Source organism: Paenibacillus agri (genome assembly GCF_013359945.1).
In the GTDB taxonomy this organism is placed as follows: domain Bacteria; phylum Bacillota; class Bacilli; order Paenibacillales; family Paenibacillaceae; genus Paenibacillus_AQ; species Paenibacillus_AQ agri.
The window spans coordinates 80,625-98,054 of the sequence record NZ_JABWCS010000203.1 but is presented as its reverse complement, the minus strand read 5'-3'; the positions used below and the strand labels follow the sequence as shown (position 1 = coordinate 98,054).

At 46.6% G+C, this 17,430-nt stretch carries 15 protein-coding genes; 4 read left to right on the top strand and 11 right to left on the bottom strand.

The genetic code is table 11. The features are described 5' to 3' along the window. Nucleotides 1-7: 7 nt before the first annotated feature. From HPT30_RS10210 to HPT30_RS10190, 5 genes are all read right to left on the bottom strand, one after another. Nucleotides 8-832 carry a carbohydrate ABC transporter permease gene (locus HPT30_RS10210; RefSeq protein WP_175371338.1) on the bottom strand — a complete coding sequence of 275 codons (825 nt, stop codon included), beginning with the start codon at nt 830-832 and terminating at the stop codon, nt 8-10. An 81-nt stretch (nt 833-913) separates the two neighbouring features. Then, nucleotides 914-1,834, bottom strand: coding sequence for an ABC transporter permease (locus HPT30_RS10205; RefSeq protein ID WP_175371292.1), 921 nt, complete (start codon nt 1,832-1,834; stop codon nt 914-916). 77 nt (nt 1,835-1,911) lie between these two features. Further along, nucleotides 1,912-3,552: an extracellular solute-binding protein gene (locus HPT30_RS10200; RefSeq protein ID WP_175371291.1), complete on the bottom strand. Its 1,641-nt coding sequence runs from the start codon at nt 3,550-3,552 to the stop codon at nt 1,912-1,914. 141 nt (nt 3,553-3,693) lie between these two features. Then, nucleotides 3,694-6,039: a helix-turn-helix domain-containing protein gene (locus HPT30_RS30685; RefSeq protein ID WP_175371290.1), complete on the bottom strand. Its 2,346-nt coding sequence runs from the start codon at nt 6,037-6,039 to the stop codon at nt 3,694-3,696. A gap of 312 nt (nt 6,040-6,351) precedes the next feature. After that, nucleotides 6,352-7,230: a helix-turn-helix domain-containing protein gene (locus HPT30_RS10190; RefSeq protein WP_175371289.1), complete on the bottom strand. Its 879-nt coding sequence runs from the start codon at nt 7,228-7,230 to the stop codon at nt 6,352-6,354. Nucleotides 7,231-7,366: 136 nt separating this feature from the next. Between HPT30_RS10190 and HPT30_RS10185 the strand changes: the two genes are divergently transcribed. The 3 genes from HPT30_RS10185 to HPT30_RS10175 all read left to right on the top strand — a co-directional run bounded on the left by HPT30_RS10185 (nt 7,367) and on the right by HPT30_RS10175 (nt 10,858). After that, entirely contained in the window at nt 7,367-9,343 is a 1,977-nt protein-coding gene (locus HPT30_RS10185; protein WP_175371288.1) for an alpha-amylase family protein, read from the top strand. Between the two features lie 187 nt (nt 9,344-9,530). Further along, nucleotides 9,531-10,340, top strand: a complete 810-nt coding sequence (locus HPT30_RS10180; RefSeq protein ID WP_217622329.1) for an aminoglycoside adenylyltransferase domain-containing protein — start codon at nt 9,531-9,533, stop codon at nt 10,338-10,340. Beyond that, nucleotides 10,337-10,858: a chloramphenicol phosphotransferase CPT family protein gene (locus HPT30_RS10175; RefSeq protein WP_175371287.1), complete on the top strand. Its 522-nt coding sequence runs from the start codon at nt 10,337-10,339 to the stop codon at nt 10,856-10,858. The genes HPT30_RS10180 and HPT30_RS10175 overlap by 4 nt, the downstream gene beginning before the upstream one ends. A gap of 26 nt (nt 10,859-10,884) precedes the next feature. Here the strand turns inward: HPT30_RS10175 and HPT30_RS10170 are convergent, their stop codons facing one another. The 4 genes from HPT30_RS10170 to HPT30_RS10155 form a co-directional block, all read right to left on the bottom strand. After that, the gene (locus tag HPT30_RS10170; RefSeq protein WP_175371286.1) at nt 10,885-11,823 is read right to left on the bottom strand and encodes an SDR family NAD(P)-dependent oxidoreductase; all 939 of its coding nucleotides are present in this window, start codon (nt 11,821-11,823) and stop codon (nt 10,885-10,887) included. Nucleotides 11,824-11,861: 38 nt separating this feature from the next. Further along, nucleotides 11,862-12,461, bottom strand: a complete 600-nt coding sequence (locus HPT30_RS10165; RefSeq protein WP_175371285.1) for a GNAT family N-acetyltransferase — start codon at nt 12,459-12,461, stop codon at nt 11,862-11,864. A 157-nt stretch (nt 12,462-12,618) separates the two neighbouring features. Continuing rightward, the gene (locus HPT30_RS10160) at nt 12,619-13,044 is read right to left on the bottom strand and encodes a GNAT family N-acetyltransferase (protein WP_175371284.1); all 426 of its coding nucleotides are present in this window, start codon (nt 13,042-13,044) and stop codon (nt 12,619-12,621) included. A 38-nt stretch (nt 13,045-13,082) separates the two neighbouring features. Then, complete coding sequence (locus tag HPT30_RS10155; RefSeq protein WP_175371283.1) at nt 13,083-13,973, bottom strand: LysR family transcriptional regulator; 891 nt, start codon at nt 13,971-13,973, stop codon at nt 13,083-13,085. Nucleotides 13,974-14,081: 108 nt separating this feature from the next. Between HPT30_RS10155 and HPT30_RS10150 the strand changes: the two genes are divergently transcribed. Continuing rightward, the gene (locus HPT30_RS10150; RefSeq protein WP_175371282.1) at nt 14,082-15,272 is read left to right on the top strand and encodes a coenzyme F420-0:L-glutamate ligase; all 1,191 of its coding nucleotides are present in this window, start codon (nt 14,082-14,084) and stop codon (nt 15,270-15,272) included. 157 nt (nt 15,273-15,429) lie between these two features. Here the strand turns inward: HPT30_RS10150 and ptsP are convergent, their stop codons facing one another. Both ptsP and HPT30_RS10140 read right to left on the bottom strand, forming a co-directional pair. Then, on the bottom strand, nt 15,430-17,157 hold the full coding sequence (gene ptsP, locus HPT30_RS10145) for a phosphoenolpyruvate--protein phosphotransferase (protein ID WP_175371281.1): 1,728 nt from the start codon (nt 17,155-17,157) through the stop codon (nt 15,430-15,432). Further along, on the bottom strand, nt 17,150-17,422 hold the full coding sequence (locus tag HPT30_RS10140; protein ID WP_175371280.1) for an HPr family phosphocarrier protein: 273 nt from the start codon (nt 17,420-17,422) through the stop codon (nt 17,150-17,152). The genes ptsP and HPT30_RS10140 overlap by 8 nt, the downstream gene beginning before the upstream one ends. Nucleotides 17,423-17,430 lie beyond the last annotated feature (8 nt).

Sequence of the window (17,430 nt, the reverse complement as noted above, 5' to 3'; positions counted from 1 at the left end):
AACATTGTCATTCTTTAATAGAACCTAACATAACGCCTTTGACAAAATACCGCTGGAGGAACGGATAGAGCAGCAGGATCGGTACTGTCGCAACAATGATCGTTGCATATTTGATCGTCTCCTGAATCAGACCTTTGTCGACATCTGCCACGGTACTCATCATGGAGTCTGTGCTGTTCGTAATCAGAATTCCCTGCAGAACGAGCTGCAGCGGGTATAAATCCTTATCGCGCAGGTAAATCAGCGCATCCATATAGGCATTCCAATGCCCCACACCGTAGAAAAGAGTCATTACAGCCATAATTGGCAATGAGACCGGGATAAAGATCTGGAACAGAATACGAAAATCATTGGCCCCGTCAATCCGCGCTGATTCTTCCAGCGCTGCGGGAATACCCGCGAAGGAGGTGCGCATGACCAGCAGGTTCCAGGTGCTGATCGCAGACGGCAAAATCATTGCCCACCGTGTATCCAGCAACCCCAGATGCTTCATATTAAGATAGGTGGGAATCAGACCACCCGAGAAGAACATCGTGAACACGATGGCAAACATAATGGGGCCGACGAATCGCACACCCTTGCGAGACAGCGCATAGGCAGCGAAGCTGGTCAGCGTCAGATTCAGCGTCGTACCGACGACAACGTAAATCAAAGTATTGAAATAACCGATAGAAATCATTGGATTCTCGAATACCAGCTTATAAGATTCAAGACTGAAGCCAGTCGGCATCAACAGCAGCCCCTGATGCTGAATCAGATCGGAAGGATTACTGAAGGAAGCAAACAGCACATACAGAAACGGATACAGGGTAACAGCCATCAGCACCACCATAAATACGTTGATGCAGATATCAAACAGCCGTTCTCCCCAGGAAATATGAGTCTTCAAGGATCATTCACCCCCTGGAATGGACTACCACAGACTTGTTTCATTGATCTTCCGGCTGATCTTGTTGGCCGAGACGAGCAACAGGAAGTTAATCACATTGTTGAACAGGCCGATTGCTGCCGAAAAACCATAATCCATCTGAAGCAATCCTCGCCGGTATACGAAGGTGGAGATCACGTCCGCCGTTTCATAGGTTGTTGAGTTGTACAACAAAAGAATCTTTTCCAGACTGCCCCCAGCCATCAGTGTACCGAATCGCAAGATCAGCATAATGATGATCGTCGGCATAATTCCCGGGAGGGTGACATGCAGAATTTGCTTGAATCGTCCTGCACCATCAGTCTTGGCAGCTTCGTAAAGACTGGGGTCAATACCCGCAATCGCCGCCAGATAAATAATCGATCCCCAGCCTACTCCTTGCCAGATTCCGGAGGAAACATAAATGGTCCGGAACCATTCAGGTACAATAAGGAAAGAAACCGAAGGAATACCAAACAATCCAGTTAGTTGATTGATCAGACCGTTCCCGGAGAGAAAGTCGACCAGCATTCCCGAGACTACGACTATTGAGATAAAGTGCGGGAGATACGTAATGGACTGCACCACATTTTTAAATACACGGCTTCGAATTTCATTAAGCAGCAGGGCCAGAATGATAGGAGCCGGAAAGCCAAAAACCAATTCATACAAGCTAATCAACAGTGTATTGCGAATCAAGCGCCAGAAGTAATAACTGTCATAAAAAGATATGAAATGCTTGAACCCGACCCATTCGCTGCCCAAAATTCCTTTGACAGGTGAGAAATCTTTAAAAGCAATCTGCAAACCGTACATCGGAAAATAAAGGAATACCAGATAGTAGATCACAACGGGAAGCAGCATCAAATAGATATATTTATGTCGGGACCAGTCTCGCAGCAGCTTCAACACATAGACCTCCTTCATGTACAGAGTAAAAACAGCGGGTCCCAGGCCGGCGCAGGTCAGCGCGACGAACCATTAGGAACCCGCTCAAATCAGCGTTACCGTTTCAAATATCGTTCGTAAGCTGCCTGCTGAATATCAATAGCCTCTTGAATCCCCATGCCTTCAATGGTTTTCACAAAGGTATCGAAATTGTCGATTGGCTCCACACCCATAACGAATCTGTCGAACATCTCGTCACGATAAGTAGTCACGTCCGTCATAATCGCTGCCAATCTTGCCGATTCATCATTGGTCAACGACAGCGTTGGAAGCCAGTCGCCATTCTCTACATCCATCCAGGTACTGAGCGCTTCCTTCTGTTGAGGCAGCGAAACGTTCTGCTCCTGATAACGTTTATCCTGTACAAACGGACCTCCGAACGGAATCGCATATTGGCCGAGCGCAGTAGCGAAAGCCATGCCATCCGGATTTTTCATAATTTCATCGGTATAGGTAGGAAAGCCGTCCTTCATCTCGTAGCTCTTGCCCTCAATACCAAAGTTGAACAGCATACTTCCCTCTTCACCATATTTGAAATCCAACCATTTTACTGTCTCCTCGATATGCTTGTTGCTGCTGGTAATGGCCGCTCCCACGCTGTTGAAAATTGGCGTAATTTGCCCCAGAACCGGCTTGTCGCCCTTCTTGAGCGTTGGATAAGGTGCACCTACCAGGTTAAAGTCGGGATCTTTCTCGGACATCGCTGTCATATATTTTCCGATCCCGCCACCCACCGCCAGTTCAGATGCAGCTAACAGTCCGCCGGTCCATTTGGCGTCCTTCTGCTTGTCGTCCGTCGCTGCATAATCGCGGTCAATGAGGCCTTCTGCGTACCAGTTGCGCATCGTTTCCAGAAACTCTTTAAATTCCGGCTGAGTTGTACCGTAAGCCACTTTTCCGTCCTTCAAATAGAATTGGCTGGTGATCCCCCAAGCATTTAGGAACACATTACTGAAATTCAGCATCGTATCCTTTTTAATCAGGAGCGGAATTTCATCGGCTTTGCCGTTTCCGTTGGGATCGCCTTCCTTAAGCGCTTTCAATACAGTGTGCCATTCGTCAATAGTTGTTGGTATCTGAAGTCCTAGCTTATCAAGCCAATCCTTACGAATGCCAAGGCCAAAGTACGTACGCAGGTATGGATCCGCCCGCAGGAAAGGAAATGCATAAATTCGTCCGTCGTCCGTGGACACCTCTTTCTTGATCTCCGGATGGTCTGCCAGCAGTTTGGACAGGTTCGGAGCATATTTATCAATGTAATCATTAAGCGGAACAATAACACCGCTGTTCATGGCACCTACTCCACCGCCCGGATAATCATTCCAGCCCCATTCGATAACATCCGGATATGAGCCTGAGCTCATCAGCAGATTGAACTGGTTCTTCTCCTGACCGGTAGTAGGACTCTGGAATTCAATATGAATTCCTGTCTTCTTCTCTGTCTCTTGATAAGCAGCAATATCATTTTGAGTCTTGATTCCTGGCGCCGCGCTGCCCAAACCCTGTACATAATAAGTTAATGTAAGCGGGCTGGACACGATCTTACCATCCTTAGGCTCTTCTACATTCCCCGTTCCCGCCGCCGGAGAATTCGTTGGTTCTTCTGCTTGGTTCCCCCCTGAACAGGCCGATAATGAGACAGTTAGTGCCGTCATGGCCGCCAGCATGGTGATCAGGCCTTTTTTTCCATAATTCATGAATATCTTCCCCCCTCTGGTTACTGTATGGTGTGCGTCCACTCGCAACTCCGACATCATCATACCCGTGTTACGCAGCAGCTGAATATGGCCTGGATGTTACATTACCATCCCAATTGAAAGATAGGAGACTGCACATCTCTAAGATCGGTGTTCCGTTTGTGTGTTCGTACGATATTGACCAGGGGTAATCCCCTCATGTTTTTTGAAAAAACGAATAAAACCAATGTCGTTGGAGTAGCCCACCGCATGAGCCACATAAGCTACGGTATGATCCGTATCTGTCAGCAGCCGTTTTGCCTCCTTCAGCCGGGTTTCGGCAATAAATTCAAGGATCGTATGACCGGTAACCTTTTTGAAAAAAGAGGATAGATATGGCTGTGTAATTCCCAGTTCATCCGCAATCAGGTTCACACTCAACATGTTCTCGCTGTAACGTTCCCTTACGATCCGTTTGATCGTCTCCAGCATCCGGCTGCCCTGGTCGCTGCGTCCTTCCCGCCAGAGACGGCAGACGGTCTGAAACTCCCCTTTCAGCTGCTGGAATGTACGGTGGGCATCCGCGTTGCCATCGGACTGATTCTGTAACAGCCGCATAGCAAGCTCCGCATCCGCATTCGGTGTATTCTGGACAATCCGGAACAACGTCGAAGACAAATGTAGCAGGAAATACGAGCCAACCAGCGGACTGCTGCCGTCAGTGCTGTAATGATCCGAATACAAAGCATTCAGAAGCTGTTCTGTTTTCTCTTCCTCACCTGATTTCACATAATTGGTCAACTGCTGTTCGATATCCAACGGATAATAATATACCGGCGGCCGCTCCCGCAATTGGTCAACTGCGTGATCCTTAGCCTGCTGCTTGGCGTCCTCATCGAGCCGCTTGAGAGCATCGCGGAAGGCTTCGCCGATTGTTTTTATTTCCCGCGCAATGAAGCTCGCACCAATAGACACCTTTAGCCGGAATCGCTTACACAGCATGTGTTCCAGTTGCTCTGTGATCGCTGACAATTCTGCCCTGCATCCCACCTCATCAGCTTCACTGAAATTAATCAGGAGAGCAATTCTGCCCTGATCCAGCTCAGTGGTGTAGGCGATATGCCGCTCTCCCACCAGATCGGTGGCAATATTCGAAATAACGAAGTTGATAAAGAGCCATTCTTTAGGATCATTTTCAGTAGAAAAAGCATTCATATCCTCCACGTCGATCAACAGGATCGCAAAAGTATCGGAGATAAAACGAATATCCATGAACTCCAAGGCTTCCGGCTGCAGCTCATGAGAATCTGCGTAGCCCTTGATCAGCCGATTCAGGAAATGTAGACGAATAATGGGTGTCTGCTGCGACAACCGGCCCCGGAGTTCCGTTTCCGTTATTCGGGCCGACTGGATCGATGTATGTATGAATTGATATTCCAGAGGTCCCTCCTTACGCGGCAGCGCAGGACTGTTGCCCGTTACAACCGATACTAAATCACGAAGTGGGCGTACGTTACGATAGGATAGATAGAATGAAACAGCCGCTCCTGAAAGCGCAGCCAAAACCAGCAACAACAAAGCCCAGCTCCGCACCTCATTCACTTCCTTCAGAAAGACAACACGGGGCACCTCCAGTACATATTTCCACCCGAAGACGCTTGAAGTCACATAGGAGACAATCATCTCCTTCCCCTCACGCCGGGTCTCCAGCTTCCCCTGCTCGCCTTGCATTTCTCCATATGCAAAAGATAATGGAGCCTTACTAACGGCCGTTGTGCTGACCAGCCGGTTACTGTTGTCCACAATGTAAATGCTACCTTGTCCGGCATCCGCCAAGCCCTGGAACATTTTGCGTAGTTCGTCTTCATTAATCATGATAAACAGCGTAGCTAATCCCTTGGAACGGTTGCCGAGCGGAAGAGTCTGCATATATGCAAGAATGTCGCTTGACTCCCCGATACTGCTCCTTGCATGCAGTGATGGCTCGAAGGTACGAAAATGGTATCCGCTTTCAAATTTCTGCACCCATTCATCGGCGCTCAACCCGTCAAAGCGAACGGCTTGATCAAACAAAATCTCCGGTGTAGTCTTCACGCCCGGCCCCAGCATGGTTCCAGTTTTGGGCAGATATATGTAGTAATCGTTAATGAATGGTGTCAATTGCTTGTAGCGCTTCAAATCCTCGGCTAATGCAATCATCTCGTACTGCTCCTTATCAGACAAAGGCGCTTTACTGCTCATTAGCTGCAGCAGTTTGGGATGATTGGCGATCTGCTGTTCCAACTGCTCGATCATTTGCAGCTGCCCATCAGCAAGTTCCCGGAGCTGTCCCAGCATAGCGGAATTACTACGCTCCACGGATTTCACCACCACTTCCCTGGCGCTCCAGTAAAGTATGCTGCCAAGAACAAGCAGCAGCAGAAGTATTGAGATATAGGACCAGAACAATGCCGGCCAAGCGCCTTTGAACCTAAACCATTTCCAGCTTCTCATACCCTTCTTCTCCACCGGCTCTCCTCCGCTTCCGTTCTATTGTTGTGCCCCTAACACCTAGAGGACCTCTATAATCCCGCTTTAGTATACCATCATTACAAGTGGGCAGGACCTAACCATTCGTTCACTGGAGTATCCATTTGTATGATTTGTAAGGAGATACCACTGGAATCCAAGCATGAAAAACCCATCCTCCAATGGATTACGGAGAATGGGTCTGAATATGGATACGAACCCTGCAGAGGCTTCTTCTTAGGGTGATACGACACCTCATTCCATCATATTTATTGATGCTGGGGATACAACGTTGACGAACTACTCCATTTTCTACTCTATTAAAAACACCTGATACTGCCTGCGGTACTCCCCTGGCGTAAGTGAAGTTTGGCGCTTGAACAAGCGTGTAAAATAGTTATTGTCCTGCAGGCCACACAACTCACCGATCCGTTTCAATGAAAGCTCGGAATGCGCCAGCAGCCGCTTGGCCTTCTCAATCTGAAGATGGTGCCTGTATTGTAGCGGGCTCATCCCCGTATACTGCTTCAGGCAGCGAGCCAGATAATCGAAATGATAGAGCAGATCACGCTCCATTTGCACGGAATCGAACGGCTGCTCTAAATGCTGGTTCAAATAAGCCGCTACCTTCTCGCTGAGAAAATAGGAACGGGCCTGCGGACTGCTGCGTCGCATCCCGTTCTGCAGTTGCAGGAGAAATTGGCCGAGCAGGATATTCAGCTCAAAGGAACGCTGTAGGGTCAACACATGGTGCAGCTCAAGCATCTCGGTCAACAGAGGCTGGAGTGAGCGCAGATCCACAGCAGCGAATTTCGGAATCTCAATGACTCCCGGTGGAGCTTCCGTATCCTGATCACTCCGCTGGAGCAGCGGCTGCTGCCAATGTGTCTTCTCCTTCAAGATGGGTTCCACAGACACAGGGTACTGAAAATGAATCCAGTACACCTCGGTCTCCAGCTCGGTCGGCCGTGAGCCGCGATGGGTTTTGCCAGGCTCCAGAACCAGCATCATGCCTCCGGCTACCTCATAACCAATACCATCTTCCTCCATGTGCAGCATCCCTTTGGCGCATATAATGAGATCGAATACCTCGAACTGGCGCTGAGCATGCTGCACACCGGGCTTCCATAACGTGTGACCGATTGCCGCCAGCAATGGAAAGGGCGGGACCGGTAGTTCAAGCACAAGCATGTAACGTCCTCCTGATTCAAACACACCGAAATTGTACTATACAAAGTCGGAATTGTCGGCTGTATGTCATCCCATAATCCATTAGAGTGGTAGATATAATATGATTCTATCATTTAATGACCAGGGGGACGCAAGCATGAAATTTCGTCAGGTGCATCTCGATTTCCATACATCCGAAGCCATTGAAGGCATTGGCCGGGACTTTTCCAAGCAGCAATTTCAGGAGATGCTTAAGACCGGGCATGTCGATTCCATCACTATCTTCTCCAAATGTCATCATGGCTGGGCTTACCACCCAACTACTGCCAATGAAATGCATCCAGGTCTGGATTTTGATCTTCTGGGCGCCCAGATTGAGGCCGCTCATGAAATCGGCGTGAAGACGCCAGTCTATCTCTCCGCCGGATTGGATGAGCGGCTCGCCCGTAAACATCCACAGTGGCTGATTCGCAATCAGCAGGAGGTCATTAGCTGGACGGGTGACTTCATGACACCAGGATATCATCAATTCTGTATGAACACTCCTTATCTTGACGTTCTGGCCCAGCAGGTGGAAGAAGTCGTGAAAAACTACGATGCAGACGGCATCTTCCTGGATATCGTCGGCGTCCGGGAATGCTACTGTCAATATTGTGTGGCTGACATCCGTGAGCGGGGCTCAGACCCGCGTAATCTGGAAGATATGCGGAAGTTGTGGGAAGAGACCTACGCCCGGTACGCAAAAAGAATGAACGATACCGTTCACGCGGTGAAACCGGGACTGCCGGTATTCCACAACAGCAGCCACGTTGACCGGGGGCGGCGAGACCTCGCTCATGTTAACACCCACCTGGAGCTGGAGTCCCTGCCGACAGGCGGCTGGGGCTATGATCACTTCCCTCTCTCCGCACGATATGCACAGACACTGGGCATGGATTTCCTCGGGATGACCGGAAAGTTCCACACTTCCTGGGGCGAGTTCGGCGGGTACAAACATCCAAACGCGCTGCGCTATGAAGCTGCATTGAGCCTTGCCAACGGGGCGCGCTGCTCCATCGGGGATCAGCTGCATCCCGGCGGCAAGATGGATCTCGCCACCTACACGCTGATCGGCGAAGCTTACCGCGAGGTAGCGGCCAAGGAAGAATGGTGCCAGGATACCACAGGTATCGCTGATATCGCCCTGTTGTCGCTCGAAGCTGCATCATGGGCTGCTGGCGATGGTCCGATTCCACAGCACAACAAGCATGATACGGGGGCTGTACGGATTTTGCTAGAGGGTAACTATCTCTTCAATGTGGTGGATTTGGAGGCCGATCTGGCATCATACAAGGTGCTAATTCTACCGGACGAGATTCAGATTACAGCGCAACTTAAGACTAAACTAGATGACTTTATTGCTGGCGGCGGCAAAATCCTGGCTACCGGACGTTCCGGTCTGTCCGTGGACGGAAGCGGATTTGCACTGGATTTGGGCGTTACTTGGCAGGGGATATCCGCGTTCCGGCCATCATATCTGCGGCCGTCTTTCGAGCTTCCCTCGCTGCGCACAGCCTCCTTTGTCATTTATACCGAAGGTCAAGACGCTGTACTCTCACCGGGCGGTACTCTGCTCGGCAGCAAGGAAAATTCATACTTCAACCGCGACTTGTTCACCTTCTGCTCGCACCAGCATACTCCTTCCGATCTACAAGAAGCCGGAGCGGGCATCGCAGAGGGACGGGACGGAATCTATGTAGCTTGGCATGTGTTTGAAGATTATGCGGTAAAAGGTAGCCTGCCCGTGAAGGAAATCATCTACTACGCGCTGGATCGCCTGCTAGGAAACCATAAATCGCTGAATACCAATCTGCCTGCGCAAGGTGTTACCACTTTGCAGGCGCAGCCGGCCTCCAAGCGCTGGGTCAATCACCTGTTATATGCTTCTCCGGTCCGCAGAGGGGAAGGTGTAGAAATTATTGAGGATCTGCTGCCTCTCATGAATACAGAAGTCACCCTTGTGACGACAGAACAAGTTAAAGATGTATATCTGGCACCTCAAAACGAGAGTCTTCCATTCAACCAAGTTGACGGCAAATTGAGCTACACTGTGCCGCTGTGGGCCTGTCATCAAATGGTTGTGATTCAATTCTAGTGCGGATGTCCAGCCAATAGTCCATTGTTATACAGAGCACCCCGCTACCAGCCATGGTCGCGGGGATGCTTTTTTAAGCTGAACTTGTGGGTAGTTGAAAATAAATATAAATAAGTACTACCTTGATAAAAATGTAAGGTGAACTATACTTAGAATACTATATGAGAAAATATGGAAGGTACTTAATATGAATACTCAGACTTTCTTAAATAAATTAGTTACACTTTTTGAAGAAGAACTTACGGGGAATTTGTTAGGTGTTTATTTACATGGATCACTGGCAATGGGGTGCTTTAACCCCTTAAAAAGTGATATTGATTTATTAATTGTTGTAAAAGAGCCGCTAACATCAGTAAATAATTCTAGGATTGCAAAAATAGCTTTAGCTCTACATGATGAAATGTCTAATGAGCGTGGAATAGAATTCACTATTATCTTAGAGACTTACCTACAACCTTTTGTTTATCCCACACCTTTTGAGTTTCATTACTCTGATTATCATAGGGAGAACTATCGCACAATTGACAATTATCTTTGTGGGGGATTAGAAGATAAAGATTTAGCTTCTCAAATTGTTGTTGCCTATGAGAGAGGAATAACCCTATACGGAAAACCATTAGGTGAGCTTTATGAACCGATCGATAGTCAATACTATCTCGCCTCCATTCTGCACGATGTGGAGGGATGTGCAGAGGAGATTATGGACAATCCCCCTGCGTACCTTACGCCTATGTACCTAACCTTAAATCTCTGTCGGGTCCTTTATTTTATAAAAGAAGGTAAGATATCTTCAAAGCGAGAGGGCGGAGAATGGGGAGTACAATATTTGCCTCAAAAGTTCCAGCAGTTGATTATACAATGTCTAAATGAATACACCGAAGAAACAGACAACGGAGAAACAGATAATAGTCATGTTGATTCACAAATTTTTTTAGCCTTCATTAAATACATGATGCAGGAAATAAAGCACCCTAATAAGGGGGGATTAACAGAATGAACAAAGGTAGAATTGTATTTTTAAACGGCGTTACGAGTTCTGGAAAAACATCAATAGTAGATGCCTTACAGTTAAAATCGCACGAATTTTTTTATGTGGTTGCCAATGACCTTTTTGAAGAAATGATAGGTGAACGTTATCTTCGTGAAGATTACTGGAAGTATTTAAGTGAAGCAATTATCATGATGTATCATACAGCCAAACTATTTTCTGACCATGGTAAAAATGTAATCATTGATGGCATTATGGTGGATAGACCAGAGTTGAAACCACATTATGAAAAAGTGCAGAATTTATTCTCTGGGTACCCGTTACACATTGTTGAAGTGTTTTGCCCTTTAGATATTTGCCGTCAGAGAAATATTGCCCGAGGAGATAGAACCGAAGACCAATCAGATTGGCAACACAAAATCATGGCAAAGGATATCCAGTATAATTGTACTGTCAACACACATTTAAATACTTCCGAAGAATGTGCAGATTTGATTTTAAAAAGTATATTTGAAAATGAAGTATGAATTACTCCACTCGGCGCTGGTCCAATCTACTCTTCAATCAGCGCCATGCCCAGCGCCCATATCTTCTCTATGTTCTGCTCATCCGCAGCGTAAGCGGGATAGCTCTCCGATCCAAAGATATTCCTCAATTGTGCGAGGCCTGTCTCCGTTGTTGCCGGATGCATAATCTCTCTCCTGTGGTTAATGAACCGTCCAATGACAGTCTTGAATTCGTCAGAGGTGCAGATATGAAAATAATGATCAGCCATGCCGGATGGCAGTCGGTTGGTCAGATTTTGGACCCGTGCCAGCACTCGCCACAGGGGACTCATTTTGTTAATCGTCGCTGGAGACAACTTTACACGATTAATCTGCAAGGCATTCACGTTAATCCCTCGGCTCTTGTACTCTTCGGCCAGTTTGAAGCTCAACAGCAATAAGGCCATTTTGGAATCTCCATACCGCTTATACATACTGAACGGCCGGGTGCCACGGTACTCACCGCGCAAATTATCGAACTCAATCGTCCGTTTCGGATCAAAGAAGTGTTTGATATTCGTTGTGCAGGCATGCAGAATCCTCGGATCTGGCGATTGTTCAAGCAGGCCGCGCAGCAAATGACTCATTAGCAAAGGCCCAAATGTGTTGGTCGCAAAGGTCAGCTCGATACCTTCGGGGCTGAGCTTATACTCTTTTTCACCATGATTCAGGTAAGCAGCGTTATGAATGAGGATATCCAGACGGGGGTACTTAGCTATAAAAGCTGTACAGAATACACGGATGGATGCAAAAGAAGACATATCAACCTCCATAAGATCGACACTCTCGTTACTGGAAAGCCGTATAACCTCCTCCTGGACGCCCCTGCTCTGCTGCAAGCTTCGACAGGCCATCACCACATGATAGCCCTCACTGGCAAACTTCAGCGTCGCCGCCCTCCCTATGCCCGAATTTGCCCCAGTAATGATCACCATTCGCTGTTCCATACCCGGCCTCCCTGACAACTTTGTTCTGCCCTGAACTTCTACTTTTGGTTTACCCAATTTTGTCGATCAAGCTTATAATGCTTATAGCTTTCGTTATCGATCTCAATAATCCCTTGCAATTGAAATCCGGATTTTTGGATGACTCTATTGGATGGCAAGTTAATTAAAAGTGCAATAGCAGTCAGCACCTCAACGTTCGTATGTTCGAATAAATACTGGACCATCCCTTGTACGGCTTGTGTTGCGTATCCTTTTCCCCTATGATCCCTGGATATTGCGTACATAATTTCACGGTTTGGGGCTGGCAATTCATCCTTTATTCCTGAGGCGCACCATCCGATTAACTCTCCCGTCTCTTTCAAAACAATCCCCAGTCGAAGACGGAGCTCACCAATATCTCCACCTTCCGCTACAGCCTTCAGAAACTGCCCGTTCTCTGGAATTTCGTAGTGTATGAGCCATTCTTCCCGTTGCTCTTTCGCTACGTTCCAGCCTGGCAAAAATTCATGTATTTCAGGTTGCCAGGTAAGCGAATGAAATGCATCCAGATCAGTAACTATGTATTCTCTTAAAATGATGTCCTGACAGTCAATGCTAAACGTATTATCCTCTGCATGATAATGAGTATGGGTCTCCATGAAATATCTCCTTCGGGAAAATGTCCTTTTACCCATCATAATCATTTATTAGATTCTATGACTTGGCGAAAATAATTATAGCTAAACTGTACCGTTCATGAAGAAAACCTGAGTGATGCGGGGCGCCACGTTTTCAAAGGGCTTCTATACAGAGGTATTAAAGCTTTTTCTTCAGCATTACTTCATCATCCTTAATATAACCGCTTAGTTCATAGGTTTGAATGGCTGGATTGTTGTCTCTTCCGGTCAGAATCTTAACTGTTTTGACACCACGGGTAAGAAGTTGTTTTTCCAGAAAAGAAATTAAGGAAGTAGCGACTCCGTTACGCCGGGCAGATTCCTGAACATACATTTCAGTAATTTCTCCGTGAGCTTCATTGTAACAAAACGATTTCATACTTTGAGCACAGGCAAAGCCGACCACTTCGTCCATTATAGTGGCCACGGCTACCAATTCATTGTTGCTATTCAGAGACTTCATGATTTCTGACACAGAACGCTTGTCCCCGCCATTGAACTCTTGATTTAAACTAGATAATGACTCTGCATCTTGAATCGTAGCCAACCTTACATTAGTAGACACTCATCTCACCCATTTCTAGAATTTTTATTAGCCTAAAATCAATCCAATAACTGGTTCTTTATAATCTCAACAAATTTTGTCGATGCTGGCGATAAGGATACACTTTTCAAAAAAGAGATGCCAATACTTCGCTTCGGTATTTCCTCGGTTAATGAAACTTGATGCAATACTCCAGTATTCAAATATTTCTGGGAGAATTCCTTCGTCACACAAGCTACGCCTAAATTGATCTTGGCAAATTCCAATAGCAAATGATGTGAACCCAGTTCAAATTCGGGAGAAATTTTAATTCCTTTAGACAGCATATAGTCTTCCACATATTTTCTGGAGTTGGACTTGGATTCAAGGAAGATTAACGGCAATTTGACGACCTGCTCCAGGGTGACCGTTCCTGCTAACTGGCTCTTAAATTTCTCCCCATATACAAAAATATCATGAATATCAGTGCAGGGGACTAATTCTAGTGCCGGATCTTCCAGCGGAAAATTACAAATACCAATATCCACACTGCCTGATTTAATTAGCGCACAAATCTCAAGGGTAGTGCCGTTCACCATCTTGAACTTGATATTGGGGTAACGATTATGAAACTCTTCTAGGTACGGAAGTAAAAAATACTTGGAAATCGTATCGCCTACACCTATCTTCAACTCGCCTGTCGTTAAATTTTTCAATTCGAGCAGCTTTTCTTCCCCGACGTGGATTAAATTCATGGCCGAATTGGCATAGTCAAATAAGAGGCGGCCTTCATCCGTTAAAAATACACCCTTCGATGTTCTGGTGAATAGCCTGGTATCGAGTTCCCTTTCTAATTGCATAATCCCCTGGCTGACAGCCGGCTGTGTCATATAAAGCTCTTGAGCCGCTTTGGAAAAGCTTGTGTTCCTAGCCACTGTACAAAACACTTTATATAAATCTAACTTGCTCACTACTATAAGCACCTCTTATATCACGTATTCAATATATTAATTTCATTTATACCACTTGCTGAGTGTATATTACAAATAGGAATCCAAATTATGCAAGGAGCGATTATATTGGAAAGAGTTGTCGGAACAGTTGTAAGAGGCCTTCGCTGCCCCATCATTAATCAAGGAGACAGCATCGAAGACATCGTTGTAGATAGTGTTCTTAAAGCTTCCGAAGTGGAAGGCTTCACCATTCAGGATAAAGACATCGTTACAGTTACGGAATCCATCGTTGCACGTGCGCAAGGCAACTATGCTACCATTGATCATATTGCACAAGATGTAAACTCCAAATTTGGAGATGATACGATCGGTGTTATTTTCCCAATTTTAAGCCGGAACCGCTTTGCTATCTGTCTTCGCGGTATTGCTAAAGGCGCTAAAAAAATTGTGCTCATGCTCAGTTATCCGTCGGATGAAGTAGGCAACCACTTAGTGGATCTGGACGAGCTTGATGAAAAAGGGGTTAATCCTTGGACCGATGTACTGACAGAGCAACAATTCCGCGAACTATTTGGATATAAAAAGCATACCTTTACCGGCATCGATTATATCGATTACTATAAATCATTAATTGAAGAATACGGCGTGGAATGTGAAGTCATTTTCTCCAATAATCCCAAGACTATCCTGCAATATACTAAACATGTACTGACTTGCGATATCCATACAAGATTCAGAACGAAGAGAATTTTGAAGGCCAATGGCGGAGAAAAAGTATATAGCCTCGATGACATACTGGCTGCATCGGTGGATGGCAGCGGATGTAATGAAAGCTACGGTCTGCTTGGTTCTAACAAGTCGACAGAAAATAGCATAAAGTTGTTCCCGCGCAATTGCCAACCAATCGTGGATAACATTCAACGCAGACTCAAAGAAAAAACGGGCAAGCTCGTCGAAGTGATGATCTACGGGGATGGAGCGTTCAAGGATCCTGTCGGTAAAATATGGGAACTGGCTGATCCGGTTGTATCGCCTGCTTATACAGCAGGACTTGATGGCACACCAAACGAGGTGAAATTGAAATACCTTGCTGATAACAACTTCGCTGATTTGAAAGGTGAGGCATTGCAGCAGGCCATCTCTCAATACATTAACAATAAAGAGACCGATCTGGTAGGCGCCATGGAAGCACAAGGTACGACACCTAGAAGATTGACCGATCTGATCGGCTCTTTATCAGACCTGACTTCCGGAAGTGGCGATAAGGGTACGCCAATTATCTTTATTCAAGGATATTTTGATAACTATACGAATTAACGTTTTTGGGAGCCTGTTCCCAACATGTAAGTCTATTCGCAAAAAAAGCTGGGCACCTGCAGAGGTACCCAGCTTTACTTTATTTATAGGATATGCCACAGTGATTTCACTGAAAGGCATCGCTTGAAGTTTTATTATATGCCAAAGGAAAATGCTGTTAACTCACTGTCAGCTTCTCGTTATTTGCTTGTACAAGCGCTGCAACTTCCTGCGCAGTTGCACAGTTCAGCGCCTCTTCCGCCAATTGCTGAGCCGATTGGAAAGATAACTTCGTCAGTTGGCTTTTGGCTGGGAGAATCGAGCTTGCGCTCATACTAAACTCATTCAATCCCAGACCGAGCAATAACGGGATTGCGATGGCATCCCCTGCCATCTCCCCACACATACCAACCCATTTGCCTTCTGCATGCGCTGCGTCAATCACCATTTTGATTAGCCGCAGTATGGAAGGATTGTAAGGCTGATACAAGTAGGACACCCCTTCATTCATGCGATCGACGGCAAGCGTATACTGAATCAGATCATTGGTGCCGATACTGAAGAAATCAACCTCCTTGGCGAACAAATTCGCCAGAACAGCTGTTGAAGGAATTTCCACCATAATGCCTAGTTCAATATCCTCCGCAACCGGAATACCTTCACGCACCAGCGCGTCCTTCTCTTCCAATAAAATATCTTTCGCTTGTCTGAACTCATCCAGCGTAGCGATCATCGGGAACATAATTCGCAATTTGCCACTCACACTGGCACGAAGAAGTGCCCGAAGCTGTGTTCGGAATATATCCTGTCTGTCCAGACATAGGCGGATGGCCCGCAAGCCTAGAAACGGGTTCATTTCCTTAGGAAGCTGAAGGTAAGGCAGCTCCTTGTCTCCGCCGATATCCAGCGTCCGGACGACAACAGGCTTCTCCTCCATTTTTTCAAGGATCGTTTTGTACACATGGTATTGCTCATTTTCCGAAGGCATATTGTCTCTGCCCATGTACAAAAACTCTGTCCGGAACAATCCTACCGCTTCGCCGCCGTTCGATAGAACCGCCTCTACATCAGATAGGGAGCCAATATTCGCTGCCAGCTCTACTACATGACCATCAGCTGTTACGCTTGGCTCATGCAGTAGTCGTTGCCACTCCAGCTTCTGCGCTTCGTATGCCGCCTGCTTGTCACGATACAAAGCAACCGTTTCCTGATCGGGATTGACATACACGCTTCCTGTTAATCCATCCAAAATCAACAGGTCACCGTCCTGCACCTGGTCAACAATATGCTTGGTTCCGACAACAGCAGGGATTTCCATGGATCTCGCCATAATGGCAGAATGCGAAGTTCTCCCTCCAATGTTCGTCGTAAAGCCTTTTACATAATCCTTGTTCAGTTGTGCGGTGTCCGAAGGGGTTAAATCTTCTGCAACAAGAATGACGTCCTTATGAATGGAACTGAGATCTGTCGACTTGGCATACAATAAATGGTTCAATACACGCTTGGTCACATCCCGCATATCCGCTGCGCGCTCTTGCAGATAAGTGCTCTTCATATCTTCAAACATTTTAATAAACATATTAGATGTTTCTTGCATCGCAAACTCGGCATTGCAGTGGCCGCTGCGGATCTGTGCTTCTATCGGCCCGATCAGTTCAGGATCATTCATGATATGAAGATGTGCTTCAAATATTTTAGCTTTTTCCTCGCCTAGCTCCTGAAGCGTCCGCTCTTTCAGCACGTTCAGTTCGTCCCTGGAGACGGCCAGTGCCTGATGAAAACGAGCAACTTCCGCTTCCGGATCTGGAACAGCCCGCAGTTCAACCGTTAGCTCAAGCTCTTTAATAACAAAGGCTTTTGCAATTGCTATTCCTGCGGCGGCAGCTATCCCGGATATGTTATTCATGAACTGTGCCCAGCCCTTCCTGCTCAAATACCGCTTCAATAGCAGACATCACAGCTGGTGCGTCTTCTCCTGTAGCCTGAAAGGAAACATATTCTCCTGGCCCGACACCTAGTGAAAGCACGCCAAGGATCGATTTAAGGGACACATTACGACCATTCGAACCAACAGTTACTTCTGATTGAAATTGCTGTGCTACATTTACAAGAGCAGTAGCGGGGCGCGCATGAATGCCTTCCTTACTTGTAATAATAAATGTCTTGTTCATCCGGCTTC